At 69.6% G+C, this 25,805-nt stretch carries 23 protein-coding genes; 4 read left to right on the forward strand and 19 right to left on the reverse strand.

Translation table 11 applies throughout. From position 1 onward, the window contains the following. Positions 1-92 precede the first annotated feature (92 nt). The gene (locus ABH920_RS26105) at positions 93-584 is read left to right on the forward strand and encodes a hypothetical protein (protein ID WP_370351758.1); all 492 of its coding nucleotides are present in this window, start codon (positions 93-95) and stop codon (positions 582-584) included. Positions 585-711: 127 nt separating this feature from the next. On the opposite strand, the gene ABH920_RS26110 is transcribed toward ABH920_RS26105, so the two are convergent. The 14 genes from ABH920_RS26110 to ABH920_RS26175 form a co-directional block, all read right to left on the reverse strand. Then, complete coding sequence (locus ABH920_RS26110; RefSeq protein WP_370351759.1) at positions 712-1,716, reverse strand: hypothetical protein; 1,005 nt, start codon at positions 1,714-1,716, stop codon at positions 712-714. Between the two features lie 68 nt (positions 1,717-1,784). Beyond that, positions 1,785-2,837: an ABC transporter ATP-binding protein gene (locus ABH920_RS26115; RefSeq protein WP_370351760.1), complete on the reverse strand. Its 1,053-nt coding sequence runs from the start codon at positions 2,835-2,837 to the stop codon at positions 1,785-1,787. Beyond that, a complete protein-coding gene (locus ABH920_RS26120; RefSeq protein WP_370351761.1) occupies positions 2,834-3,913 on the reverse strand; it encodes an ABC transporter ATP-binding protein in 1,080 nt (359 codons plus the stop codon). The genes ABH920_RS26115 and ABH920_RS26120 overlap by 4 nt, the downstream gene beginning before the upstream one ends. A gap of 35 nt (positions 3,914-3,948) precedes the next feature. Beyond that, positions 3,949-4,950 (reverse strand): ABC transporter permease, encoded by a 1,002-nt coding sequence (locus ABH920_RS26125; RefSeq protein WP_370351762.1) that lies wholly within the window; start codon positions 4,948-4,950, stop codon positions 3,949-3,951. A 91-nt stretch (positions 4,951-5,041) separates the two neighbouring features. Then, positions 5,042-6,874 carry an ABC transporter substrate-binding protein gene (locus tag ABH920_RS26130; protein WP_370351763.1) on the reverse strand — a complete coding sequence of 611 codons (1,833 nt, stop codon included), beginning with the start codon at positions 6,872-6,874 and terminating at the stop codon, positions 5,042-5,044. A gap of 62 nt (positions 6,875-6,936) precedes the next feature. Then, complete coding sequence (locus ABH920_RS26135; protein WP_370351764.1) at positions 6,937-7,947, reverse strand: ABC transporter permease; 1,011 nt, start codon at positions 7,945-7,947, stop codon at positions 6,937-6,939. A 417-nt stretch (positions 7,948-8,364) separates the two neighbouring features. Continuing rightward, positions 8,365-9,363, reverse strand: coding sequence for an ABC transporter permease (locus ABH920_RS26140; RefSeq protein WP_370351765.1), 999 nt, complete (start codon positions 9,361-9,363; stop codon positions 8,365-8,367). A gap of 138 nt (positions 9,364-9,501) precedes the next feature. After that, positions 9,502-11,268 carry an ABC transporter substrate-binding protein gene (locus tag ABH920_RS26145; protein ID WP_370351766.1) on the reverse strand — a complete coding sequence of 589 codons (1,767 nt, stop codon included), beginning with the start codon at positions 11,266-11,268 and terminating at the stop codon, positions 9,502-9,504. A gap of 50 nt (positions 11,269-11,318) precedes the next feature. Next, on the reverse strand, positions 11,319-12,206 hold the full coding sequence (locus ABH920_RS26150) for an ABC transporter permease (protein ID WP_370351767.1): 888 nt from the start codon (positions 12,204-12,206) through the stop codon (positions 11,319-11,321). 1,344 nt (positions 12,207-13,550) lie between these two features. Beyond that, positions 13,551-13,988, reverse strand: a complete 438-nt coding sequence (locus ABH920_RS26155) for a hypothetical protein (RefSeq protein WP_370351768.1) — start codon at positions 13,986-13,988, stop codon at positions 13,551-13,553. A gap of 42 nt (positions 13,989-14,030) precedes the next feature. Beyond that, complete coding sequence (locus tag ABH920_RS26160; protein ID WP_228563138.1) at positions 14,031-14,864, reverse strand: heavy metal-binding domain-containing protein; 834 nt, start codon at positions 14,862-14,864, stop codon at positions 14,031-14,033. Between the two features lie 33 nt (positions 14,865-14,897). Continuing rightward, a complete protein-coding gene (locus ABH920_RS26165; protein ID WP_370351769.1) occupies positions 14,898-15,797 on the reverse strand; it encodes a heavy metal-binding domain-containing protein in 900 nt (299 codons plus the stop codon). A 53-nt stretch (positions 15,798-15,850) separates the two neighbouring features. Beyond that, entirely contained in the window at positions 15,851-16,624 is a 774-nt protein-coding gene (locus ABH920_RS26170) for an enoyl-CoA hydratase/isomerase family protein (protein WP_370351770.1), read from the reverse strand. A 161-nt stretch (positions 16,625-16,785) separates the two neighbouring features. Next, positions 16,786-17,304 carry a hypothetical protein gene (locus ABH920_RS26175; RefSeq protein WP_370351771.1) on the reverse strand — a complete coding sequence of 173 codons (519 nt, stop codon included), beginning with the start codon at positions 17,302-17,304 and terminating at the stop codon, positions 16,786-16,788. Between the two features lie 7 nt (positions 17,305-17,311). Between ABH920_RS26175 and ABH920_RS26180 the strand changes: the two genes are divergently transcribed. Beyond that, positions 17,312-18,613 carry a hypothetical protein gene (locus tag ABH920_RS26180; RefSeq protein WP_370351772.1) on the forward strand — a complete coding sequence of 434 codons (1,302 nt, stop codon included), beginning with the start codon at positions 17,312-17,314 and terminating at the stop codon, positions 18,611-18,613. A 67-nt stretch (positions 18,614-18,680) separates the two neighbouring features. Here the strand turns inward: ABH920_RS26180 and ABH920_RS26185 are convergent, their stop codons facing one another. The 3 genes from ABH920_RS26185 to ABH920_RS26195 all read right to left on the reverse strand — a co-directional run bounded on the left by ABH920_RS26185 (position 18,681) and on the right by ABH920_RS26195 (position 21,798). Continuing rightward, positions 18,681-19,475 (reverse strand): DUF6114 domain-containing protein, encoded by a 795-nt coding sequence (locus ABH920_RS26185; RefSeq protein ID WP_370351773.1) that lies wholly within the window; start codon positions 19,473-19,475, stop codon positions 18,681-18,683. A 95-nt stretch (positions 19,476-19,570) separates the two neighbouring features. Next, positions 19,571-20,245: a DUF6230 family protein gene (locus tag ABH920_RS26190; RefSeq protein WP_370351774.1), complete on the reverse strand. Its 675-nt coding sequence runs from the start codon at positions 20,243-20,245 to the stop codon at positions 19,571-19,573. 539 nt (positions 20,246-20,784) lie between these two features. Continuing rightward, positions 20,785-21,798, reverse strand: a complete 1,014-nt coding sequence (locus ABH920_RS26195; RefSeq protein ID WP_370351775.1) for a tetratricopeptide repeat protein — start codon at positions 21,796-21,798, stop codon at positions 20,785-20,787. A gap of 248 nt (positions 21,799-22,046) precedes the next feature. On the opposite strand from ABH920_RS26195, the gene ABH920_RS26200 reads away from it, so the two are divergent. Continuing rightward, positions 22,047-22,706, forward strand: a complete 660-nt coding sequence (locus ABH920_RS26200; RefSeq protein WP_370351776.1) for a TetR/AcrR family transcriptional regulator — start codon at positions 22,047-22,049, stop codon at positions 22,704-22,706. Here the strand turns inward: ABH920_RS26200 and ABH920_RS26205 are convergent. Continuing rightward, a complete protein-coding gene (locus ABH920_RS26205) occupies positions 22,612-23,274 on the reverse strand; it encodes a PadR family transcriptional regulator (protein WP_370351777.1) in 663 nt (220 codons plus the stop codon). The genes ABH920_RS26200 and ABH920_RS26205 overlap by 95 nt on opposite strands. 171 nt (positions 23,275-23,445) lie before the next feature. Here ABH920_RS26205 and ABH920_RS26210 point away from each other — a divergent pair, with 171 nt between their 5' ends. Next, positions 23,446-24,021, forward strand: coding sequence for a hypothetical protein (locus ABH920_RS26210; RefSeq protein ID WP_370351778.1), 576 nt, complete (start codon positions 23,446-23,448; stop codon positions 24,019-24,021). Between the two features lie 55 nt (positions 24,022-24,076). Here ABH920_RS26210 and ABH920_RS26215 read toward each other — a convergent pair whose 3' ends face one another. After that, positions 24,077-25,768 (reverse strand): methylmalonyl-CoA mutase, encoded by a 1,692-nt coding sequence (locus ABH920_RS26215; RefSeq protein WP_370351779.1) that lies wholly within the window; start codon positions 25,766-25,768, stop codon positions 24,077-24,079. Positions 25,769-25,805: the final 37 nt, after the last annotated feature.

Raw genomic sequence — 25,805 nt, forward strand, 5'->3', positions numbered from 1 at the left:
AGCAAGCTAGTACTTGACACATGAGGGCAAGTACTGGACGCTACTCGTCAAGTAGTAATCGAAGTTCTGGCAGCGAGGATGGGAGTCGAGTCTTGGCGAAAACATGGCGTCCCGCCCACGAAGAGCTGGCCAGGGACCTCAACCGGCTGATCGAGGCGCGGGTCCTGGGACCGGTGGACGTGTTGTTCGGGCTCGACAAGGACCTGCGGCGGCGGGCCTTCGAATCGGTGCTGGGCTGGACCGAGGAACTGCTGGGCCCGGACGACGACGCGGCGCGGATGACCGCCATCCGGCTGATCAGCACCCTGTTCCCGTCCGACGAGCCGTTCAACCCGCCGACGGACTGGTGGGGCACGCCGTTCGGCCGCGCCGTGCTGCTGCGCGCCGGGCACCCGAGCGCCGAGGCGGTGTCGTTCACCGTGGCGGCGGCGATGCTGGGGATCTCGAGGCAGGGGGTGCACGACCTCGCGCGGCGCGGGAAGGTGCAGCCGCATCCGGACGGCGGGGTGACGGTGGACTCGGTGCAGGCGCGGTTGAAGGAGCGGATGCTGAGCGAGGCCGAGCCGGCGGCTTCTGACGGCTGACGGCTGACGGCTGAGCGGGCCGTGGCCGCCGCCGATCTCGAGCTCGCGCTGAGGACGTGGCCGCGTTGGACACCATCAGCACTCTGACTGACGAGGAGACCGGCCAGCAGACTGACCAGCAGACCGACTAGGACCGCCGCAGCACCACCTGGCAGGGGTTGCCGGGATCGTCCGAGGCGCACAGAACAAGGTCCGGGCCGGCCTTGTAGACGTCGAACCAGACCGAGTGGGACAGGTCGCCGTCGATCTGGAGCCGCACGCCGGAGTGGCCGCCCGGGCTCTCGGAGTCCCACATGCCCGCGGAGGCCGGTACGCCGTCGCCGGCGCCGAGGCCGCCGCCGGAGAGGGCGCCGGCGGTGTACGTGCCGTCGCCGTGGAGCGCCACGGACATCCCGGAGCGTGAATGCCAGGTGCCGATCAGGGCGCTGTCCGAGGCGACGGAGGCCGGTTCGGCCGCGGACGACGGCGCCGCGAACCGCCACACCGGGCCGCCGACCGCCACCAGGACGGCGAGCACGGCCAGCGCGAGCCGGCGCGAGGCGGCCAGGTCCCGGCGGCGCCAGGCCACCGCGATCGCCGACGCGGCCATCCCCGCCGGCCAGAAGAAGGCGGTCACGAGGCACGCGAAGCACCACACCAGGAGCCGGGGGTGCCAGCGCGACACCAGCCCGAACAGGCCCACGCCGATCGCCCACACCGCGCCGACCAGATAGAACGCGGTCCAGGGGCGGCCGTCGGGCAGGCGCGGCATGTCAGGGTTCACCTGCGCGCTGTCGAAGAACACGCGGTAGACGTAGTACACCGCCAGCCCGGCCCAGAACAGCACCCCGAGACCCACCAACGCGCCGACACACACCAGCGCGCCACGCCGCAGGCCGGGACCGAGCGCGACGCCGGAGACGACCCCGGCCTCGCTCTGCATGCCGAAGAAGGATTCGTCGCCGGCCGAACCGTAATCGCCGGCCGGGTCGCCGGCATACGCGGAGTCGCCGGCCGAACCGCTGCCATACGCACCGTCGCCGGCCTCCCCGGCCTCCGCGAAGACCCCGTCGGCCATCGGGTCGGCCATCGAGTCGGCGGTCGAGTCGGCTATCGAATCATCGGCGTGCGAGCCGGCATCGGTGGAGAACACCCGCCCCACAATGCCGAAAGCCCGGCGGGAGCGGAAGCTCCCACCGGGCCCGGGCCGGACGACCGTTGTTACACGTTCTCCGGGAAGTGGCACGCCACCTGGTGCGCGACGCCGGCCTCGGAGACCGAGCCGATCTGCAGCAGCGGCGGCTCGTCCGACTTGCACACGTCCTGCGCCTTCCAGCAGCGGGTGCTGAAGCGGCAGCCCTTCGGCGGGTTGATCGGCGAGGGGACGTCGCCGGTCAGCCGGATCCGGTCGACCTGTCCCTCGGCGGTCCCGGCCTTGCGGTCCGGGTCCGGGATCGGGACGGCGGACATCAGCGCCGTGGTGTAGGGGTGGTGCGGACGGACGTAGATGTCGGCCTGGTCGGCGATCTCGACGATCTTGCCCAGGTACATCACGGCCACGCGGTCGGAGATGTGGCGGACCACCGACAGGTCGTGGGCGATGAACACGTACGCCAGGTTCAGCTCCGCCTGCAGGTCCTCCAGCAGGTTCACCACCTGCGCCTGGATCGACACGTCCAGGGCCGAGACCGGCTCGTCGGCGACGATCAGCTTCGGCCGCAGGGCCAGGGCGCGGGCGATGCCGATGCGTTGGCGCTGGCCGCCGGAGAACTCATGCGGGTAGCGGTTGTAGTGCTCCGGCGACAGGCCGACCAGCTCCAGCAGGTCCTGCACGGCGCGCTTGATCCCGTTGGGCGTCTCGATGCCCTGGATGTGGAACGGCGCGCCGACGATGGTGCCGACCGTGTGCCGCGGGTTCAGCGAGGACTGCGGGTCCTGGAACACCATCTGGATGTCCCGGCGCAGCGGCCGCATCTGCCCGCTGGACAGGTGCGAGATCTCGCGGCCCTCGAACTTGATCGAGCCCGAGGTCGGCTCCAGCAGCCGGGCCAGCAGCCGGCCGGTGGTGGTCTTGCCGCAGCCGGACTCGCCGACCAGACCCAGCGTCTCGCCGGGCCGGACCGAGAAGTCGATGCCGTCGACCGCCTGCACCGCGCCGACCTGGCGCTGCAACGCGCCGCGCTTGATCGGGAAGTGCTTCTTCAAGCCCGAGACGCTCAGCAGCGCCTCGGGGTCTGCCACAGCCGGGTTCTCGGGAGTGGTTTCGGTGCTCACAGGGTCTCCCGAATCTGCTCGGTGAAAATCTCCCGCCGCCGAGCCGGGTCCATGTGACAACGCACAAGGTGCCCAGGGCTGGTCTCAGCCAGCAGCGGGATCTCCGTGTCGCTACGCCCCCCGGTCTCGCCCGTGTACGGGCAACGCGGATGGAAGGCACAGCCGGACGGCACGTTGATCAACGACGGCGGGTTGCCCTGGATCGGCGTCAACCGATCCGCACGAGCCCGGTCCAACCGCGGCATCGAACCCAACAGCCCCCAGGTGTACGGATGCTCCGGTGCCTTGAACAAATCGTGCGCCGGACCGTACTCCACAGCCTTACCGCCGTACATCACCATGATGTCGTCAGCCAACTCCGCCACCACACCCAAGTCGTGGGTGATGATGATCAGGGCACTGTTGAACTCACGCTGCAGATCCCGCATCAGATCCAGGATCTGAGCCTGCACCGTCACATCCAACGCCGTCGTCGGCTCGTCCGCGATCAGCAGCGACGGGTTGCACACCAACGCCATCGCGATCATCGCGCGCTGCCGCATACCGCCGGAGAACTGGTGCGGATAGTCGTCCACCCGCGTGTTCGGCTGCGGGATCCCGACCAGCTCCAGCATCTCGATCGCCCGCTTGCGCGCGACCTGCTTGGACACGTGGTTGTGCACCCGGTACGCCTCGATGATCTGCGCACCCACAGTGAAGAACGGATGCATCGAGGACAGCGGATCCTGGAAGATCATCGCCATCTTCTCGCCGCGCAGCCGACGGATGTCGGCATCGCTGGCGGTCACCAGCTCCTGGCCGTCCAGCCAGATCTCACCGGTGATCCGCGCGGCGTTCTTCTTCTTCTGCGCCGAACGGTGCAGGCCGAGCAGCGCCAGCGAGGTCACCGACTTGCCCGAACCGGACTCGCCGACGATCCCCAGAGTCCGGCCCCGCTCCAGCCCGAAGGACAGGCCGTCGACGGACTTCACGACGCCGTCATCGGTCGGGAAGTGCACGCGCAGGTCACGGACTTCCAGGAACTTCGACGGCGCCGGGCTCTCCAAGAGCGGCGTCGTCTCCTCAGTGGTGGACACGGCTCACACCGTCCTTTCGGTCTCGATAAAGGTGCTCACGAGAGCCTCACCCGCGGGTCGATGACGGCGTAGAGCATGTCGACGACGACGTTCGCCGTGACGATGAAGAAGGCCGCGAGGATCGTCACGCCCATGATGATCGGGAGGTCGTGCTGGCTGATGGCGTCGTAGCCGAGCTTGCCCAGCCCCGGGAGGCCGAACACGGACTCGGTGAGGATCGCGCCGCCCATCAGGGCGCCGACGTCCATCCCGAACAGGGTGATGATCAGGGTGCCCACCGGGCGCATCGCGTGCCTGTTGATGACCGTGCGCTCGGGCAGGCCCTTGGCCCGCGCCGTGCGGATGTAGTCCTCGTTGAGCACGTCGAGCATCGAGGCCCGGGTGAACCGCGCGTAGCTGGCGGCGTACAGGGTCGCCAGGGAGATCCAGGGCAGGATCAGGTTCTTCGCCCACAGCACCGGATCGTGGGTGAAGCCGACGTAGTTGATGTCCGGCAGCCAGTGCCAGTTGTAGACCACGAACAGACGCAGCACCGCGGCGGTGAAGTACACCGGCAGCGAGATGGCGGCCAGCGCGAACAGCATCGAGGTGCGGTCGGCCCACGAGCGGGGACGCAGCGCCGAGATGCGGCCGACGGTCACACCGGTGACCAGCCAGATGATCGGGGCGCCGATGGCCAGGGACAGGGTGACCGGGAACCGGTCGGCGATCAGGTGCCCGACCGACAGGTCGTTCTTGAACGAGTAGCCCAGGCACGGCCAGGTGCAGGTCGTCTTGTCGGGACCGTTGTCGAAGTGGCGAGCGTGGAAGAAGCCGCCGAGATAGTCCCAGTACTGCTGCAGCAGCGGGTGGTTCAGCCCAAGCTTGATGCGGATCCCTTCCAGCGCTTCGGGGCTGGTCAGCCGGCCGGCGAACAGCGCCGCGGGGTCGGAGCCGGTCAACTTGGGAACCAGGAAGAACAGGCCGAACGTGATGAGGCTGACGGCGAGCAGCACAGTCACCGCTTGGATGATGCGGCGGATCAGAAATGCGATCACGGGAGGCGGCGGCGAGGGCCGGCAAGTCGGGGTGCGACCCGCCGGCCCTCTTTTGCCTTCACCTGCTTTCTACCAGGAAGAAGGGGTCTGCTTACTTACCGTCGTCCACGCCCATGCTGTCGAAGTCGTACATCCCGAAGGCGTTCGTGATGTAGACGTTGGTGACGCGCGGGTTGTGGTAGGTCAGTGCCTTGTCGTACGTGAAGGGCAGGTAGTACGCACCGGCCATCAGCGCCTGGTCGATGGTCTGGACGTCCTTGGCCTTCTGCGTGGCGTCGGTCGTCGCGGTCATGTCGTCCAGCGCGGCGTTGATCGCCGGGTCGTTGACCTCGGGCCAGTTGCTGTTACCGCCGGCCTGCAGGATCTTGCGGCCGTCGGAGATGGCCGAGAAGAAGCCGAAGCCGGTCGGGAAGTCGGCGCCCCAGCCGGCGACCATGATGCCCAGGTCCTTCTTGTGGACGTTGCTCGGGGTGCCGATGACGGTCGAGTAGTAGGTCGACGAGTCGAACTGCTGGATGTCCGCCTGGATCCCGACGCGGGCCAGAGCGGCCTGCAGCGCCTGCGCGACCTTCGGGCCCTTGCCCTTGTTGGTGGTGGCGATGTTGGTGTGGAAGCCGCTGGGCTTGCCGCACTTCACCAGCTCCGCCTTGGCCTGGGTCAGGTCACCGGTGTTGTCCGAGCCCGAGGGGTAGTCGTTGAACGACTTGTAGCCCGGCAGGGTCGGGGGCGCCACGGTGGTGGCGATGTCGCCGCCGCCGATGGGGCCGCCACGCGCGGTCTGCAGGTCGACCTTGTTCGCCGCGTACTCGATGGCCTTGCGGCAGTCGACGTTCGACAGCTCGGGGACGTTCGGGTCCAGCGCGAACATACGGGTGAAGCCGGTCAGCGGGGAGTCCGAGGACTTCTTCAGGTTCGGGTCGCGCAGGATCTGGGTCTGCGCGGCCGACTGCACGCCGGTCGACTCGATCTCGATGTCGCCCTGACCGGACAGCAGGCGCTTGTCCATGTCGTCGCTGTCCAGGCCCTCGGTCAGCACGATCTTGTTGACGAGCTGGTGGTGGATGGTGTCGGTGCTCGGGTCCCAGTTCGGGTTCGGCACCAGCACGACCGACTTGTTCGGCTCGTAGCTCTGGATCTCGTACGGACCGGTCGACTGCACGTGGTTGGCGTACTTCGCGCCACCGGTGTTCGGGTCCTGGTCGAACTTCTCCTCGACCGGCGCCGCGGACGGGAGGGTCATGATGTAGTCCCAGTCCGAGTACGGCGCGGCCAGGTTGAAGACGATCGTCTTGTCGTCCGGCGTCACGACCGACTTCAGACCCAGCTTGTTCGGGTCCGTGTCCTTGTACGGGCCGGGGTAGTTCTGGCCCTCGTCGAGCATGTCGTGCAGGTACGTCGGGCCGCCGGGCAGGACGTCCTGCGCGAAGTTGCGCTCGATGCCGTACTTGATGTCCTTGGACGTGATCGTGGTCCCGTCCTGGAACTTGATGCCGTCCTTGAGGGTGTAGGTGATGGTCTTGCCACCATTGGTCACCACGCCCTTGCCGGTGGCCAGGTCCGGAACGGCCTTGGTGCCGTCCTCGCCGGGCTTGGCGTCGAAGCCCATCAGGCTGCGGGTGAAGAACCGCTGGAAGTCCCAGGAGTACGCGTAGTACGTACGCGTCGGGTCCATCGAGTCGAAGTCCGCCGTGGCCAGCAGGTTCAGCGTGCCGCCCTTGGCGGTCGAGGCGTTCACGACGCCCTTGGTCGCGGCGTTGAACGCGGCCGCGACGTTGCCCTGGTCGCCACCGGCGGTGGTGGGAGCCACCCCGCCGCTGGTCTTCGCGGCTGACGGGCTGCTGCTGGACGAACCGCAAGCGGCGACGGCTATCGTCAGCACAACGCTGGTGGCTGCGAAGGCCACCTTGGATCGCCGATTAGACATCGGTTGCTGATCCCCTTTCGTGGATGAATTGCTTTGCGTTGCTGGGTCGTGCTTGATGTCGCTCAGCGGCCGGCCTTGGGGTCGAACGCGTCGCGGACGCCGTCGCCGAACAGGTTGAAGGCCAGGACGGTGACGAAGATCGCGATACCTGGGATGAACAGGTATGCCGGGTCGTATTCGTAGTAGTTCAGCGCGTCGTTGAGCATGCCGCCCCACGAGGCGTGCGGCAGCGGGATACCGACGCCGAGGAAGGAGAACGCCGCCTCGGCCAGGATGTTGGCCGGGATCTGCAGCGAGGTGAAGACCAGGATCGGGGCGATCAGGTTCGGCATGATCTCTTTGAAGACGATCCGCAGCTCACCGGCGCCCAGGCTCCGGGAGGCGTCCACGAACTCCTTCTCGCGCAGCGTGAGCACCTGGCCGCGGACGATGCGGCCGAAGTAGGCCCAGCCGAATCCGCCGATGATCAGGATCAGCAGCACGACGTGCAGCCACAGGTTGTTCAGGCCGAAGGCCGTGGTGGGCATGCCGGAGACCAGCGCGATGCCGAACAGCACGACCGGGAAGGCCAGGAACACGGCCATCAGCCAGTTCACCACGCTGTCCACCCAGCCGCCGAAGTAGCCGGCCAGCAGGCCCGCGACCAGGCCCAGGATCACCGTCAGGATGGTGGAGGCGAAGGAGATCAGCAGCGACCACTTGGCGCCCTCGACGATGCGGGCGGCGAGGTCCCGGCCGAAGGTCGGGTCCACGCCGAGCCAGTGCTGGGCGCTGATGCCGCCGGCGGTGCCGGTGGGGAGCGTGGTGTCGCCGTCGATGAGGGCGGAGTGGGGCAGTTGGGGCCCGCCGCCCAGATGCGGGTAGATGAGAGCCGAGAACAGGCCCAGCAGGCACATCAGCACGACGACGCACCCGGCCGACATGGCGACCTTGTCCCGCTTCAACCGAGTCCAGGCGATCTTGGTGAGCGAACGGCCCTCGATCGCCTTCGCCGCCGGAGTTCCGGGTTCCGGCGTGCTCGGTTCGCCGAAGTCGTCGTGCAGGGTGGAGGCGTCCCCTGGCAGCGTTGTCATGTGAATCCTCGGTGGTCGTCTGACTCGGAAGGCCTTGTGAGCGCACCGGAGAGTCAGGCAGGGCGGAGTCGTGATCGCGTCACGCCCGGCGGCCGCGCTAACGTCACGCCGGTGGTATTGCACATTGCACTGTCGGGCCGGGGCCCTCCACAGGAGAGTGGCGCCTCGGCCCCCGGCTTGGCTAGGGGGTTGAGGCAGCCTTGTCCGAACTGTGATCAATCCTGGATCGGCCGGTCACCGAGCCATTTCGGGGTATCAGAGGGCGCCATCGCCACCTTAGGAGTGGGTGGTAACCGCTCCTTGGGTTAACGGGGTGTTACCCGCGACAGACCGCATCCTTAGGCGTTTGCCCCTTGACAGACGGGGCCTTAGAGGGGAAGTGATCGCCCGTCTAAGGTAGCCGCGGGCCCGGCGGCGTCAGTCCAGCCGGACGCGCGGATCCAGGACAGCATAGGCGGCGTCGACGGCGAAGTTGGCGACAACGATGAAGACCCCTGAGAACAGCGTGACGCCCAGCACCACCGGCAGGTCCTGGCCGTCCACGCCGTTCTGCGCCAGGTCCCCGATGCCGTGCAGGCCGTAGATCTTCTCGGCCAGGACCGCGCCGCCCAGCAGCAGGCCCAGGTCCATGGCGAAGACCGTGGCCACGGTCGGGAGCGTGGTCCGCAGCGCCTGCCACACCACCCGCCGGCGGCTCAGGCCCTTGGCATGCGCGGTCCGGATGAACTGGCCGGACAAGGCCTCGATCATGCCCGAGCGGGTGAGCCGCGTGTAGAGCGCGAAATAGCCCATCGCCAGCGTCACCCAGGGCAGCGCCAGGTGGTCGGCCCAGACGAAAGGGTTGTGCAGGAACGAGTAATAGGTCACCGAGGGGAACAGCCAGGTGAGTTTGGCCCGCGCCAGCGGACCGATGAAGACCACCGGCATGCAGACCCCGAGCAGTGCGGCCACCCGGATCGCGCGGTCGGCGAAACCGCCCCGGGCGACGGCCGCGAGGGCGCCGGAGGCCACGCCGAGCACCAGCCACAGCACCGCCGCGCCGACCGCGATGGAGACCGTCACCGGCAGCCGGTCCAGGATCAGCGCCAGCACCGACTCGTGCAGCCGCCAGGAGTAGCCCAGGCAGGGCGCCGAGCAGTGCGCGGCGCCCGAGCCCGGCGGCAGGTCCTCCCCGGCCACCAGGGCTCTGAGATAGTCCCAGAATTGGACGTACAGCGGCTGGTCCAGGCCCAGCCGGTGCTCGATGAGCGCCAGCTGCTCCGGGGAGGGGTCGCGGCTGGCGAACTGCGCGGCCAGCTGGTCGGTGCTGCGGCCGCCGATCCCGGGCACGACGTAGAAGACCAGGAAGGTCACCAGGACCACGCCGAGCATGAGCATCACGGCGGTGACGGCCCGGCGGATCAGGAAGGTCGTCATGCCGCCGCGTGCTCCCCTCGTTTCACTGTGGTTTCGCCGTGCGCCCGAACCGGCTCGGGCCAGGGCTTACCCGGCCGGCCGGGCCGGCGGCCGGGCGTACCGGGCGTACCGAGCCGGCGGCCGGGCGCACGGCGCAGGTCACTTCACGCCCAGGACGGACAGGTCGTAGCCGCCGGAGCCGGCCTGGTTGATCATCACGTTGGTCAGCCGCGCCGAGCGGAACCGCATGACGTGCCGGTCCATCAGCGGCACGACCGCGGCCAGGTCCATCACGCGGTGGTCGATCTTGACCCAGTCCTGCTGCTGGGTGCTGGGCTCGACGCTGGACAGCGCCTCCTTCTCCAGGGCGTTGACCGTCGGGTCGTCCAGGAACGCGTAGTTCTGGCTGCCGGTGGCCGAGATGCCGTTGCGGGTGACCAGCTGGTCGAGCATGCCGTAGCCGGTCAGCCAGTCCGGGCCCCAGTTGGCCAGGCACATGCCCAGCCGGTGTGCCTTGGAGTAGGCCTCGTTGCCGCAGTACTGGCTGTACTGGCCGAACGGGAACAGCGTGACCTGGGTGTTGATGCCGACGCCGGCCAGCGAGGACTGGATCGCGGTGGCGGCGTTCTGCAGGTCGGGGGCGTTGGTCTGGGCGGCGATCTTGAAGGACAGCGCGCCGCTGCTGTCGAACAGGGCCGGCGAGCTCGCCTTGCACTGCGCCAGCAGGCTCTTCGCCTTGCCCGGGTCGTAGGTGTACGACGGGAACGCCACCGCGCCGGGGATGCCGTCGGTGAGCAGGTTGGTGGCGATCGTGCCGCCCCACTGGCCGCCGAGCTGGTTCAGCACGGTGTTCTTGTCCACCGCGTACTCGATCGCCTGCCGGCAGGAGACGTCGGTGATCAGCTGCGTGTTGATCGAGGAGTAGGCGATCGAGGAGTCCGCGGCGTCGTCGGTCTGGGACTTCAGGACGTTGTCCTGCAGCACCTTGGCGTGGTTGGCCACGGTCAGTGCCGAGCCGAGGTCGGCGTCGGCCTGGCCGTCCAGCAGCCGCTGGTCGCGCTCGGCGGAGTCCACGCCGAGCTGGACGTCGACCACGCTCGCGAGGGCCTGGTGCATCTTGTTCGGGTCGGAGACCTGGTTGTAGGCCGGGTTCGGGACGAGCTTGAGCTCCTTGCCCGGGTCGTAGCTGAGGATCTTGTAGGCGCCGGTGGAGATCGGCTTCTTGCCGTAGGTCGCGCCGGAGTCCTTGGCGTCCACGGCGTGTTCGACCGGGGCGGTCTGCAGCAGGGTCATCACGTAGTCGAACTCGCCGAAGGCCTGCGGGAGGTTGAAGGTGATGGTCTGCGCGTTGGGCGTCTCGATGATGTTGTCGAACATCTTGTCCCCGGACTTGTACACGTCCAGGTTCGTGAACCGCGGGTCGTTCGGCGGGGTGAGGATGTTGTGGAAGTAGGTCGGGCCGTTGCCGACCAGCGAGGACCAGTTGGAGCGCTCGATCGCCCAGCGCACGTCGGTGGAGGTGATCGGCGTGCCGTCCTCGAAGGTGGCGTTCTGGCGCAGGGTGTACGTCCAGGTCTTGCCGCCGTTGCTCTGCTGGCCCGGGCCGGTGGCCAGGTCGCCGACGATCTGGTTGCCGCCGGGGGTGTGCTCGTAGGCCATCATCGGCCGGGCGAAGAGCCGGAACAGGTTCCAGGTCTGCGCGGAGTAGGTGATCCCGGGGTCGATCGAGTCGAACGACTGCGAGGAGATCAGGTTGATGGTGCCGCCGGTCTTGGTCGACGGGTTCAGCACCTGCTTGCTCGCCAGGTCGAAGCCCGGTCCCATGGCCGAGGTCCCGGCCCCGCCGCCGCTGGAACCGCAGGCGGACAGGACCAGGGCGAGCGCCGCGGCAAGGGCCCCCGCGCGGATCGCGAACTTAGGTATCACAGCGGTTTCCTTCTTCATGGCCGGCGAGGGCCGGCGTCGTGCCGCGAGCGTCACTGCGCAGTGGGATCGGTGGCGTTCCGCAACCCGTCGCCGAACAGGTTGAACGCCAGCACGGTGATGAATACTGCCATGCCTGGCACGATCAGATACTCCGGGTCGGTGTACACGGTGGCGACCGCGTCGGTCAGCATCTGGCCCCACGAGGCGGCGGGCGGGTCCAGACCTATACCCAACGCGGACAATCCGGCTTCGAAGATGATGTTCGCCGGAATGAGCAGGGTGGTGTAGACGAGGATCGGCGCGAGCAGGTTGGGCATCAGCTCCCGCCACACGATCCAACGCGTCGTGGCCCCCAGCGCCCGAGCGGCGTCGACGAACTCGCGCTCGCGCAGCGAGAGCACCTCCGCACGCACGATGCGGGCGATGTAGGGCCAGTTGAAGAAGCCCATCACGAAGATCATGATGGCGATGCGCAGGGAGTTCCCGGACAGCCCGAAGGCCTGATCGGACAGGGCCCCGGTGAGCCCGAGGGCGAAGAGCATCAGCGGAAAAGCCAGGAAGACGTCGGCGACCCGCATGATGACCAGGTCGACCAGCCCGCCGAGGTACCCGGAGACCACCCCGAGCCCCACGCCGAGAGCGACGCTGAGAAGCGTCGCACCCCCGGCGATGAGCAGACTCACCCGAGCGCCGAACAACAGCCGCGCCATGATGTCGCGCCCCATGCGCTGATCAACACCGAGCGGATGCGCCCAACTGATGCCGCCGAACGAGCCGTGCGGCCCGAAGGTGGCATCGGTGAGCTCGGGATGCAGCGTATTCGGCCCCACCCCGAACGCCCCGGTGACCACCGGCGCGAACACCGCCAACAGCACCAGCAGCACGATGGTCCAGCCCCCGATGACGGCCGCCCGATCAGCCCGCAGCTTCCGCCACACGGTCGCGGTGGTGGAGCGAGAACGGATGTGGCCGGAGTTCGAGGCCGCGGCGGGGCGGCTGAAGGCCTGGAACGGCCAGAGCGAGGCCAGGAGGCTGCGCTTGGCACGACGGCGGCCCGGGGTGCGGGGGCGGGGTGGTCTGGGGGGTGGTGGGGGCTGGGCCGAGTGCGGGGCGGATGCCCGCGGCTCGTAGGGGGCTGGCGGTGGAAGTGTGGGCTGCGCGGGCGCGGGGGTTTGCGCGTATGACGCCTGGGCCGGTGCCGATGTGCGCGAGAACGCCGACGAAAACGTTGGCGCCGATGGGGATTGCGCGTATGGCGGCGGAGGTGCGGCCGATGCCTGCGGCTCGTAGGGAGTCGGCGGCGGAAAAGCGGGCGCCGATTGAGATTGCGCATACAACGGCGGAGTTGGGGCAGATGCCTGCGGCTCGTAGGGAGCCGGCGTGGGCCGCGCTAGCGCAGGAGTTTGCGCGTACGGCGGCGGAGTTGGGGCCGATGCCTGCGGCTCGTAGGGAGCCGGCGGCGGAAGCGTGGGCTGCGCGGGCGCGGGGGTTTGCGCATGCGGCGCCGGAAGAGCGGGCGCCGATTGAGATTGCGCGTACAGCGCCGAAGGTGCGGCCGATGCCTGCGTCTCGTAAGGAGCCGACGTGGGCCGCGCTAGCGCAGGAGTTTGCGCATGCGGCGGCGGAGTTGGGGCCGATGCCTGCGGCTCGTAGGGAGTCGGCGGCGGAAGCGTGGGCTGCGTCGGCGCGGGGGTTTGCGCGTACGGCGGCTGGCCCGGTGCCGATGAGCGCGAGGCCGGCGGCTGCTGACTTTGTGTGTATGGCGGCGGAAGTGTCGGCGCCGACTGCGTTTGCGCGTGCGGCGGCTGCGCATCCGGCACCCGCATCGGCGGAATCTGAGCCTGCGCGTGCGGAGGCGGTGGCGAGTGGCCGGAGGGCTTGTCCTTTATATAAGTCTCCGGATACATGGCCCCGCCCCCGGCCCGGATCCCTTCGCCCGCCCCGGTTTTCGCGGTTCCCGCCGTTCCAGGCCTCTGATACCGCGGTATCACCGCGGTCTCGTGTACGTCGGGATCGATCGGGTAGGCGAAGAACTCCGGGTAGCTCTCCAGGCCGCGCGGCTCGCCGGGACGGTCGGGGTCGTTCCCCGCGTCGGGCGGCGTTGTCATGGGCGGTCCGTGCTTCCGTGTGGCGGGCGGGGTTCACGGCGCCGGTGGGCACACGTGGTTCGCCACTTTGCCGAATCAGCGGGTTGGCGCGCCAGTTCGAAGGGCGCGCCGTTGCCGACTCGTGATCTCGCTCAGAGGTTCCGAGCGGGCTCGGAAGCTTCGCCGGTTCGGGTTCTAGTCGCCCAGGACGAAGCGTTGCAGCACTTCGCGGGCTCGGGCGTTCGAGCGCGCGGTCTCGGCGATGGCCGTGGACAGGGTTTCGATCCACACGTCCATGGCCACCTGTTGCCGGGACAGGACGATGCCGCGGACCTCCTTGCACACCTCGCCGACCGGGCCGTGCTTGCCCAGGCGCAGGGTCATGCGCTGCTCGCCGAGCGTCACGTCGACCGACTCCACGCGCCCCTCGCGGCCGGCGGCGCGGTCGGAGAGGCTGCGCTTGCGCTCCAGCTTCACCGCGCCGGGCGGGAGGGTGTCGATCAGGTTCGTGGACAGCACGCGCGCGTAGATCTCCAGGTCCGCGGTGTCGGCGCGCAGGGAGGCCGCGATCAGCTCGGCGGAGACGTCGTTGTCGTCTCCGGCCGCCGGCTCCGGGAGGTTGTCAGTGGTCATACCGCCTACTCAACCACTCTTTCGATGCGGGTGTGCGGGTCTCTAGTCCAGGCTCAGCACCATCGTCGGGCGCTCGATCTGGTGGTCCGGGCGCAGCGGGCGGACCGCGGTGCCCAGGGCGAAGAACTCCGTGGTGTGCGAGCCCCAGGTGTGGCTGTGGTTGCGGAGCTGGACGCCGACGATGCCCTCCGCGTGCAGTGCCTCGGCCTCGGACTGCATGCGGGCCATGGCCAGCTCGCGGGCGTCGTACAGGGCCTGGGTGAACTGCTCCAGCTCGACGTTCTTGCCGATGTTGCCCAGCGCCGCGCCGAAGCGCTGGTGCGCGATGTGGTACACGCACGAGCCCATCACCATGCCCAGCGGCGCGTAGCCGGCGCGGATCAGGGTCCAGAAGTCCTGGCCGGACAGGTCCGAGGTGAAGGGCTGGTTCTTGTTGTTGCGCCAGGTGACGTTCCCGTGCTGGCCGGTGCCGTCGTCCTTGACCGCGGTGCCGATCGCGATGAACTCCGCGACGTCGGCGCCGAACTCCTTGAACTCCACCTCCAGGCGCACGCCCACGATCCCGTCCGCGCCGAGCGCGTCCGCCTCGGCCTCCATCCGGGTCATCGCCAGCTCGCGGGCGTGGTACATGGCCTGGCTCAGGACGTCGAGCTCCTGGCTCTTGCCCCAGCGCGCGACCTGCAGGCCCACGTGGTAGATCGAGGAGCCCAGGACCAGTCCCAGCGGCCGGAAGCCGGCCTCCTTGACCAGCAGGAACTCGTTCACCGACAGGTCCGAGGTGAAGATCGAGCCGGGGGCCCCGGGCTTGAGCTCGGCCAGGCGCCGCATGGCGTCCTCGGGCACGCCGGCGGCGGTGTGGGCGATCTTGTCAGCCATTTTCTCTGCCTCTCCAGCCCTCGTTGAAGGGAGTCACAGGTACCGCACGGAAGTCTCGCGCCGGGCGGCCGCGCGCCGCTCCGGGTCCAGCGACATGATCGCCAGCGAGCCGGTCCGGGCCGGCTGTCCGCTGGTCTTGAACGCCGCTATGGCGGTGCCGATCGCGGTCGCCTCGCAGATGTGGTCCCGCTGGCCGTCGGTGACCGGGCACTCGCGCTCCCGGATCTCCAGCTCGATGGAGGACACCACTACGCCGTCGGCGTGCACGCCGCGCACGTGCCGGGCCAGCTCCTCCCGGGAGGCGTGGCGGGTCTGGTTCACCAGGTCCGTGTAGCCCTCCACCTCCTGGTTGCCGGCCCAGCGGCGGGAGGACATCCGGGTCCACCAGTCGTCGTGCCGGGTGCCGATGGCGATGCCGAGCACCAGCGACACCGGGACCCAGCCGTTCATCACCAGCTTGGCGAACTCCTGGCCGGTGACGTGGGAGGTGAACGGGTGTCGCAGCTTCACGGCGCTGCCCGAGGCGCGCACCGCGGTGCCGATCGCCGTGAACTCCAGCCCGCCGGCCGGGAAGCGCCGGATCGCCAGCCGCACGCCGACCACGCCGTCGCCGCCGAGCATCGAGCACTCGGTGCTCATCCGGTCCAGGGCCAGCCGGCGCGCCTCGTACAGGGACTGCGTCAGCGGCCCGTAGGCCGAATAGCGGCCCGTGGAGGTCGAGGTGTACCCCGCACCGCCCATCCACGCCCCAGGGCAGTTGTAGGCCCCGGTGTAGCCCAGGTGGTACACGCACGAACCGAGCACCTGGCCCACCGGTTCGAAGCCGGCGGCGCGCACGGCGGCGAACTCGTTGGTGGTCAGGGCCGAGCCCCAGGTGCCGGAGCTCCGGATCTCGTCCATCCGGGCCTGGGCCGCCTGTGGAAGCTGTTCCATGGCCGTGACGCCTCCTTGGCTTTACCGGGACCCCCGCGGGGCCCCTACCTCATTCAACGTCCGGTGAAGCCCGGCTTCTCCTTGGCGACGAAAGCCCGCATGCCCTCGGTCCGGTCGTCGGTGGCGAAGGTGCCGGTGAACTGCAGCCGCTCGATCTCCAGACCGGTGTCCAAGTCCACCTCCAGCCCGTGGTCCACGGCCTCCTTGGCCGCCTTCAGGGCCAACGCCGGACCCCCGGCGAAAGTGCCCGCCCACTCCACAGCAGTCTTGTACACCTCGGCCGCCGGCACCACGCGGTCCACCAGGCCGATGGCCAGCGCCTCGGCGGCGTCGATCTGGCGGCCGGAGAAGATGAGATCCTTGGCCTTGGCCGGGCCGACCAGGCGCGGGAGCCGCTGCGTGCCGCCGGCGCCGGGGATCAGGCCGAGCAGGATCTCCGGCTGGCCGAGCTTGGCGTCCTCGGCCGCGACCCGGAAGTCGGCGGTCAGGGCCAGCTCGCAGCCGCCGCCCAGGGCGTAGCCGGTGATGGCGGCGATGACCGGCTTGGGGATGCCCGCCAGCGCCTTGAAGGCGTTCTGGAGCCGGACGGAGTGCTGCGCCATGTCCGCGTAGGACATGTCCTGCATCTCCTTGATGTCCGCGCCGGCCGCGAACACCCGCTCGCCGCCCCAGATCACCACGGCCCGGACGGCGTCGTCGGCGCTCAGCTGGTCGGCGGCCTCGTGCAACTCGCGCTGCACCTGTACGTTCAGCGCGTTCATCTTCGGGCGGTCCAGGCGGATCACGCCCACCGCTCCCTCGGATTCCACGCGTACGAACTCGCCCATCTCGGCGCCGACCCTTTCTCGCGAGCCCGGGTTGCGGACTGGTGATCCGACGGCGGTGTCGGAGTTCTCATCAAAGCAGAAGCCCGTGCCCGCCGGGAGGGCGGGCACGGGCCTGGTGATCGTTTTCTCGCGACCGGGCTCGGACGGCTGGCTCGGACGGCTCAGTGTGCCGCGTGCGCCGCCTTCGCGTTCGTGCCGGCCGGGGCCGCCAGGACGTTGAAGCCGGGGATGTCGAGCGTGTCGGAGGTCAGCAGGTACTGGTCCACGGACACGTCCGTGAAGGTCTCCGGGAACGGCAGGTCCAGCGGGAGCAACGCCATCACGAGCTGGCTGGCCAGGTCGGTCCCCGCCTCACCGGGAGGACCCAGCGTGACCGGCCCGAGCGGCAGCGGCGAGACCAGCGTCCCCTTCTGCTGCAGGACGTGCAGGGTGACGTTGGTCAGGTGGACGTCCGCACCCTTACCGCCGTTGGACAGCACCGGCAGATTGCCGTCCTCGTTGTACGTGACCATGTCGACCAGGTCGATCGAGTCCGCGTGGATGGCCATGACCGTCACGGTCTGGCCGTCACCGGTCTGGATGTTCTGGAACCCGAGGAACTTCTGCCCGTAGAGGGTCAGCGACGAGGCGTTCAGGTGCCACTCCGCCTCGCGCAGGGCGCCCGAGTCCGCGGAGTTCACGCACACGGTGCTCGGCGGGGGCGGCACCGCGATCGACTTCCCGCCGATCGTGATCGTCGAGGGCACCCCCGAGGGGCTGGTCGACGCCGACGAGGACGGTGCGGAGCTCGACGGCGTGCTCGACGTCGGCGGCTTCGCCGAGTCAGAGGACGTCGGCTGCGGCGTGCTCGGCACCGTGGTCGGGTCCGAACTCGGCTTCGAGCTCGGCGCCGTGGCCGGGCTGGACGGACTCGACGAGCTCGACGACGAGCCCAGGCCGATCGACAGCAGCGGCGTCGGGGAGGACGTCGGATTCGTGCTCGGGGCCGCGGCCGGCGCGGCGGCCAGCTTGTTCACCGTGGAGTTGGTCGTCGAGGACGAGGCCGGTGGGTTGAACACGTCGTTGACCTGGGTGGTCAGCCAGCTCAGCGGGTTCCACCAGGTGACCGACGAGCTCGGGGTCGGCGTGGTGCTCGGCGCCGAGGACGGGGCCGTGGTGGGCGCCTTGCTCGGCGGCGCGGTGGTGCCCGTCGGGGCGCTGGTCGGCGTCGGCTTGACCGGCGGGGCCGTCGTGCCCGAGGGCGCGCTCGAGGGCCGGCTCGACGGCGCCGACTGCTGCGGCGAGGTCGGGACGGAGGTCGGCTGCGGGGCGCCGGGGGTCGCGACGGAGCCGGGCTTGCTCGCCGAGGAGCTGGGGGTGCTCGCTCCGGAGCTCGGTGCCGTGGACGGCGCGTCGGTCTTCGGGGCAGCCGGGTTCTTCACCGCGGCCGAGCCCGGCGCGCAGGCCGTGGACGACGAAGGCGAGGACGACGCGCTGGCCGCGTTCGCGACCGTCGGCATCACCGCGACGCCGGTGGCGGCCAGGAAGACGGCCGGCAGCCCGATCGCGGTGACCATGCGGGCCCGCTTGGTGTGCGCGGCGTCCACCAGGCGCGCGGCCTCGGCGGCCAGCAGCGGGGTCGGCACGGCCGCGCGGGGCTTGTTCACGCCGCCGCCGCGCGAGCGCAGCGGGGTCTCGGTGTCGGGCTCCGGCTCCGGGCCGGCGTCGAGCCCGAACACGCCGGAGGACGCGGTGGCGGCCTGGGGTGCGCGCCGGGCCCGCATCAGGGCCGCCAGCGCCGCGTCGCGCCCGGCCGGCGCCCCCGCGGCACCGGCGAGCCTGGCGCGCTCGGCCCGCAGGATCGCGGCCCGCAGCTCGGCGATGTCGGCGAAGCCGGCGGCACCGGTGCCGGTGCCAGTGGTGCCAGTGCCAGTGCCAGTGCCAGTACCGGTGGTGCCGGCCCCGGCCGGCGCGTGGCCCGCGCCCGCCGCCGTACCGGCCTCCCGGTGAGCCCGCGGCTCCTCCGGGTCCGGTCCGGCGGTGTTCTCGTTGTCGTTGTCGTTGCCGCCAGTGACACTCAAGACGTCATGCCCCCTGCAGGTGTGTCCTCGGCCCGCGGCAGCGGCGGGACGACATCCCGCGGCGGCGTGGCCGGAACAGTATCGGCGGGTTCCGGGTCGCCAGCCTGCGGCAGGGCCGAGGTCATCTCGCCCCTGGTGCCCTGGTAACCCGCGACGCCCGGAATGGGTCCGGCGGCCGAGTACTCCTCCTCGGCCCCCTGGAACTGGTAGGGGGTGACCTGGCCCGGGATCGTCGGACGGCCGTCAGCGCCGTCAGCGCCGTCGGCACCGTCGGCGGCCGAAGCGGCCAGCGGCGCGCGCGCCGAGGGCGGCATGTCGCCGGCCAGCGCGTCCCGGTAGGCCTGTTCGGCTCTGGCCTGCGCGGCGATCTGCTCCTCGGTCAGCCGCGGCGTCCAGGAGAACGCCAGCCCGCCGCCGAACACCCCGAGCAGCATCCCCAGCAGGAAGCCGCCGAAGTTCGACACCACCAGGGACAGCAGCGCGCACACCAGGGTGAAGACGCCGGCGAAGACCCGGTAGCCGGGCGCGAACCACATGGCGATGGCCATCATGATCAGCGCCGGGGTGATGGCCATCGTCGACACGCCCGCGATGCCGGCGATCTTGACGTTCAGCTTGCCCTGCGTCATCAGCGGCTGGAGGAACGGGATGGACCACAGCTCCAGGGCCGCGATGAGCGTCCACAGCCCGGCCCAGAACGGCCGCGACCGACGCCACACCCGGAACGCGCGCCATCCCCGGACCACAGGATGCTCCTGGCTTCCGGCCATCTCGACGTCGATGGTGCTCACAGCTACTCCCGATGTGGTGCTGATGGATGGGACGGGCGCGCCCTACTCGCGCCCGCCCTCCAGGGTTTCTCAGAACGCTTCAGAGCCTCAAGAGGCTAGTAGCACTCGGTCCCGTTGAAGTTCGCCGAGATCGACAGGCCCGGCAGGGTCATGGTCCCGGCGGTGGTCGAGTACGCGGTCTGCTTCACGTCCTTCAGGACGGCGTTGTCGACGACCTGGGCGAAGTCGCCGGCCGCGAAGTTCGTGGGCTTGCCGTCGGGGCCGTGCTTCTGCCAGCCGGAAATCTTGTACTTGGAGTCGACGTCGGCAGCGGAGGCACCGATGTTGACACCGGTGAAGTCGGCCTCCGAGGTGTTCACCTGGTTGGTGTCGAGCACCAGGCTGGTGGCGGTCACCGGGTTGCCCTTGTCCTGGCCGGCCTTGAGCACGATGGTCAGGTGGGTGGTGCCGAGCCCCGGGAACGAGAGCGGCACGTCGACGGACTGGCACATCTGGCTGATCGTCGCCTTCGAGATACCGGCCACGGCCACCGCGTGCGCGCTGCCATCGGCGGTCGGGACGACATCGCCGGACTGGATGAAGTTCGTACCGTCCAGCTCGCTGGCCGTGACCTTGAACGCCTGGCCCGACACGGCGAAGGAACTCGCCAGCACACCCTGGGCCATCGAGACGGTCAGCGCGCCGGCGATGCCGACGGTCGGCACCATCACCAGAGCGAAGCGCTTCCACTTGGTACCGCCCAGCACCTGGGCGCCCACTGCGTCCTTCATGCGTTACTCCTCCACGAGCGGATGGGACGAGTCCGGCACGCGCCGGACCGCGGCATGCGGGCCGAGGCGAGTCCGTCGCGGACTCCTCGGCTACGGCAGCGACGAGAAGCTCTGCCGACCCGGTGGGGACCTGCTGCCGCGCGATCGTTTCGGGGATCGTCGGATTAACAGACCGAGCGGATGTGATCGTGGTCTACTCGCGCCCGCCGCACAAGGGGTTCGTTACCGACCGGTAACACGAACCCGGGACGGTCTTTGCTCCCCGGAAGGGCTTCGAGCACTCATAAACGAGAACTGACGCCCAATTGGATACTCTGTGTAGTTGCGAAATCCGGACGAAAGCCGCCAATCACCAGGCTGTGACGGCGCTCTCATCCGAGGTCTGACGAGCCGTCAAGCCGGTGTGACACTTGGCAAAGAAAAGGTAAAATCCAGGCCTCACGCCGGTCTTGATCAGGCGCGGGAGCGTTTTCCCACCTCAGGCAACCGGGTCGTTCCGCCGAGGCGGAACGACCCGCTGAGCCGGGTTTGAGCAACGCTCAGAACAGCACGCTGGTCAGCTTGCGGCGGCCCACCGCGGTGCGCGGATCCTCCGGGCCCAGCAGCTCGAAGAAGTCGAGCAACTTCACCCGTGCGGCGTCCCGGTCGGCGCCCGCGCTGCGGGCCACGAAGGCCACCAGCCGGTCGATCGCGGCCTCCACCCGGCCGGTGGACAGGTCCAGCTCCGCGGCGGCGATCTGGGCCGCGGCGTCGTCCGGCTTGGCCTCGGCGTCCGCCTGCACCTGGCCGGCGTCCAGGTCGCGGGTGTTGAGCATCAGCTCGACCTGCGCCAGCGCCAACTTGGCCTCGGAGTCGCCGGGGTTGGCGGCCAGCACGTCGCGGAAGGCCTGCGCGGCGCCGTCGAGGTCGTTGTCCTCCAGCGCGGTGTAGGCGGCGGCCAGCGCCGGGTCCATCGGCGGCTCGGGCAGCTCGGCCGGGGCCTGGCCGTCGGCGGTGCCGGTGACGCCGTTCTCGGCGGCCAGCCGCAGCAGCTCGTCCAGGTAGCGGCGGACCTGCGCCTCCGGGACCGCGCCCGGGAACAGCGGGACCAGCCGGCCGCCGACCACGGCCATCACCATCGGGATGGACTGGATGCCGAACTCCTGCGCCAGCAGCGGGTTCGCGTCCACGTCCAGCTTGGCCAGCACGAAGCGGCCGCCGTACTCGCCGGCCAGCCGCTCCAGCACCGGGGAGAGCTGCTTGCACGGGCCGCACCACTCGGCCCAGAAGTCGATGACCACCGGAACCGTCATCGAGCGTTCGATGACGTCGGCGTCGAAAGTGGCGTCGGAAGTGTCGAAGACCAGGGGCGAGGCGATGGAGCCGGTACCGTCGCCGGCCGGGCCGGAGCCCGGCGCGCCGCCGTCGGCCGGGGCCGCCTGAGCCGACGCCGGCGCTGCGGCCTGCGGCTTCGCGGCGAGGGCCCCGAGGTCCACCACGCCTCGCAAAGCTGAGGCGGGCAGGCCGGCGCCTCCGCCGGCAGCCATCCCGGGGATCTGAGGTCGCTGTCTCATGGCGCCATCCTCCCCTTTCCGGCTAACCTCACGCCAACTCCCCTCCGGGTCCCCACCTGGAGGGGGTGGCGCACTTGCGTGTCCCGCTCGTGGAAGCAAGACTCGTCATTAAGATACGCGTCGAAGCGTATCGCAAAAGACCGGACCGCGTGAAGATCGGGTGAACAAGCTGTCACCAGGAGCTCGCGAGTACGCACCGGTATACCGGGCATCCGACGACGAGCGACTTGAAGAAGGAGGCGGCGGCCATGGCGTCGGGGTCCGAGGACACATGCGATCCTTCAGAGCGAGCAGATCGAGCACTGCCGAGCGGCGCCCGCACCCGAGGCCGCCCGCGCAACGCCGACGCCGACATCGCCATCCTCACCGCCACCCGCGCCCTGCTCGCCGAACGCGGCTGGCCGGACCTGACCATCGCCGAGGTGGCCTCGCGCGCCGGCGTCGCCAAGACCACCCTGTACCGCCGCTGGCCGGGCAAGGCCGACCTGGTCGTGGACGCGATGGCGGAGCTGTTCTCGCACCTGGAGGTCCTGGACCGCGGCTCGATGCTGCAGGACGCGCTGGCCACCGTCGGCCAGTACGTGGACCTGCTCCAGCTGCCGGAGACCCAGGCGGCGCTGCTGGCGCTGTCGGCGGAGGCCGACCGCGACCCGTCGCTGCGCGCGAAGGTGATCGGCAAGGTGATCGATCCGCAGCGGCACCTGGTGTACGAGGCCTGGGAGCGCGCGTGCGCCCGCGGCGAGGTCGAGGGCGAGACCGACATCGACCTGATCTTCGACATGATCTGCGGGACGCTGGTGCACCGGATCCTGATCAAGGGGCAGCCGGTGGATCAGGACTACCTGACGCGGTTCGTGTCGGTGGTGCTGGCCGGGCTGGCGCAGCTGCGGTTGAGCGGCGGGATCTAGCGTCGGGGCTTTGCTGCGGCTGTGGCTGCTGCCGCTGACCCGGCGCACCGCCGGAAGCATTGATCTGCTCGACAGCCCAGTCCGACCACTCCCGGCTCATGGCCGCCAGCCGCTTGGCGAACTCCAGCACCAGGCGTCCATAGACATGTAAGTCCTCGTCCTCCCACTCGATGGACGCGTCCAGTGCCTCCAGCGCCGCGACGTCGTGGTCGGCCGTCTCCCCCAGCCACGCCAGGAACCCGGTGGCCTGCTCCCGGGAGACGGCGCCGAGCAGGAACACCTTCAGCAGCCCCTCGCTGCGCGGGTGCACGTCGGTCTCGACTTCCACCAGCCAGTGCTGGAGCTCGGCGCGGCCGGCGTCGGTCAGCGTGTACTCCTTGCGCCCGCGCGGGCCTTCGGCGGACACCGTCAGAAGGCCGGACGCGGCGAGCTTGGTCAGCTCGGAGTAGACCTGGCTCTGGGTGGCCGGCCAGATGTTCTGCAGCGAGGCGTTGAAGACCTGCATGAGGTCGTAGCCGCTGGCCGGCTGCTCGTGCAGCAGGCCGAGCAGTGCGTGTCGCAGGCTCACGCCGATCCGCCTCGCTTCCGGTGCGACGGTCCGTCCGTCGATCGATCATCCTCCGCCAGGTCTATCACGACCTTCCACGATTGACACGTCAGGACAGGACCTTCTAACTTCGACCTGTCACAAGTGGACCGTCCACTTTTGGAACGTCGGTAGCTCTCGGAAGGAGCCCCCGTGGCGTACCTCCTCGCCTTCGCACCCTGGATCGCCTTCGCGGTCGTCCCGGGCAGTGCGTGGACCTGGGCGGCGCTGGCCGCACTCGCCATCTCGGTGTTCGGCGTGGTCCGCCAGACCCGCGCCGGCCTGCCCCTGGACGCCCAGATCATCGCCATCGGCTCGGCGGCCTACTTCGCCGCGCTGACCGTGCTGGCGTTCGCCGACCCGCACACCGCCCTGCACGCCTACACCCCCGCGCTGGCCTCCGGCGCGCTCGGACTGATCGGCCTCGGGTCCCTGGCCGTACGCGAACCGTTCACCCTGGGCATCGCCAAGCAGGAGATGCCGCGCGAAGCCTGGGACCACCCGGCCTTCCTGCGGGTGAACGTGGTCATCACGGCGGTGTGGACCGCGAGCTTCGTGATCGGCGCCGTCGCGCTGGCGTTCCTGGCGCACTCCTCGGTGGCGCTGCGCTCCACGGTTCAGGTCGCGGCGTTCGTCGTGCCGATGGTCTTCACGGGGCGCTATGTCGCCGCGGCCCGGGCCCGGGCGCAGGAGGCTGATGACGCCACGCCTGCCGCCGCGGCCGCATGACAAAACCGGCCGGGCCCTTTTCGGGCCCGGCCGGCAGTTGCAGCTGTCAGAGAACTCAGATCCTGGCGGGCTCCCGGTAGACGCCCCACTCCGCGCGCAGCGCGTCGCAGATCTCGCCGAGCGTCGCCTCGGCGCGTACCGCGTCCAGCATCGAGGGCACCATGTTCGCCCCGCTGCGCGCCGCCTCCAGCATCGTCGCCAGCGCCGCCTCGACCGCGGCGCTGTCGCGCTGCTCCTTGCGCGCGCCGAGGACACGTACCTGCTCGCGCTCGACCTCGTGCGAGACGCGCAGGATCTCCAGCGGCTCGTCGATCGCGTCGGTGTAGGCGTTCACGCCGACGATGCGCTTGTCGCCCTTCTCGACCGAGCGCTGGTAGGCGAACGAGGCCTCGGCGATCTCGGAGGTGAACCAGCCGTCCTCGATGCCGCGCAGCAGGCCGGCGGTCATCGGGCCGACGGGGTGCTGAGCGCCGTTCGGTGCCAGGTCCTTGATGCGCTGGAAGATCGCCTCGGCCTCGGCCTCGATGCGGTCGGTCAGGGCCTCGACGTACCAGCTGCCGCCCAGCGGGTCGGCGACGTTCGCGACGCCGGTCTCCTCCATGATCACCTGCTGCGTGCGCAGCGCGATCTCCGCCGCCTTCGCCGAGGGCAGGGCCAGCACCTCGTCCAGGGCGTTGGTGTGCAGCGAGTTGGTGCCGCCCAGGACGCCGGCCAGGGCCTCGATCGCGGTGCGGACCACGTTGTTGTCCGGCTGCTGCGCGGTCAGCGACACGCCGGCGGTCTGGGTGTGGAAGCGCAGCCACTGCGCCTTCTCGGTCTTGGCGCCGTAGACGTCGCGCATCCAGCGGGCCCAGATGCGGCGGGCCGCACGGAACTTGGCGATCTCCTCGAAGAACTCCACGTGCGCGTCGAAGAAGAACGACAGGCCGGGGGCGAACACGTCGACGTCCATGCCGCGCGACAGCCCGAGTTCGACGTAGCCGAAGCCGTCGGCCAGTGTGAACGCCAGCTCCTGCGCGGCCGTCGACCCGGCCTCGCGGATGTGGTAGCCGGACACCGACAGCGGCTTGTACGCCGGCACCTTCTCGGCGGTGAACTCCATCAGGTCGCCGATCAGGCGCAGGTGCGGCTCGGGGTCGAACAGCCACTCCTTCTGCGCGATGTACTCCTTGAAGATGTCGGTCTGAAGCGTGCCGTTGAGCCGGCCGATGTCCACACCCTGACGCTCGGCGGCGACCAGGTACATGCAGAACACCGGGACCGCCGGGCCGCTGATCGTCATCGAGGTGGTGACGTCGCCCAGCGGGATGTCCCTGAACAGCACCTCCATGTCGGCCGCGGAGTCGATGGCGACGCCGCAGTGCCCGACCTCGCCGAGGGCGCGGCCGGAGTCGGAGTCGTACCCCATCAGCGTCGGCATGTCGAAGGCCACGGACAGGCCGCCGCCGCCGTTGGCCAGGATCATCCGGTAGCGCTCGTTGGTCTGCTCGGCGTTGCCGAAGCCGGCGAACTGCCGGATGGTCCACGGCTTGCCGCGGTACCCGGTCGGGTGGATCCCGCGCGTGTAGGGGAATTCCCCCGGCCACCCGATGCGCTCGAAGTCGGGGATCTCGGAGCCCTCCGGCGGGCCGTAGACCGGCTCGACGTCGGAGCCGGAAATCGTGGTGAAATCGGCGTCCCGCTTGCGCGCGGCGTCGTAGCGCGCCTGCCAGCGGTCGCGGCCTGCGGAAATCTGCTCGGAGTCCATACCCCGAGATTTTACTAGGACGTCCTACTAAATGCGA

The sequence above is a fragment of the Catenulispora sp. EB89 genome (assembly GCF_041261445.1).
Taxonomy (GTDB): Bacteria; Actinomycetota; Actinomycetes; order Streptomycetales; family Catenulisporaceae; genus Catenulispora.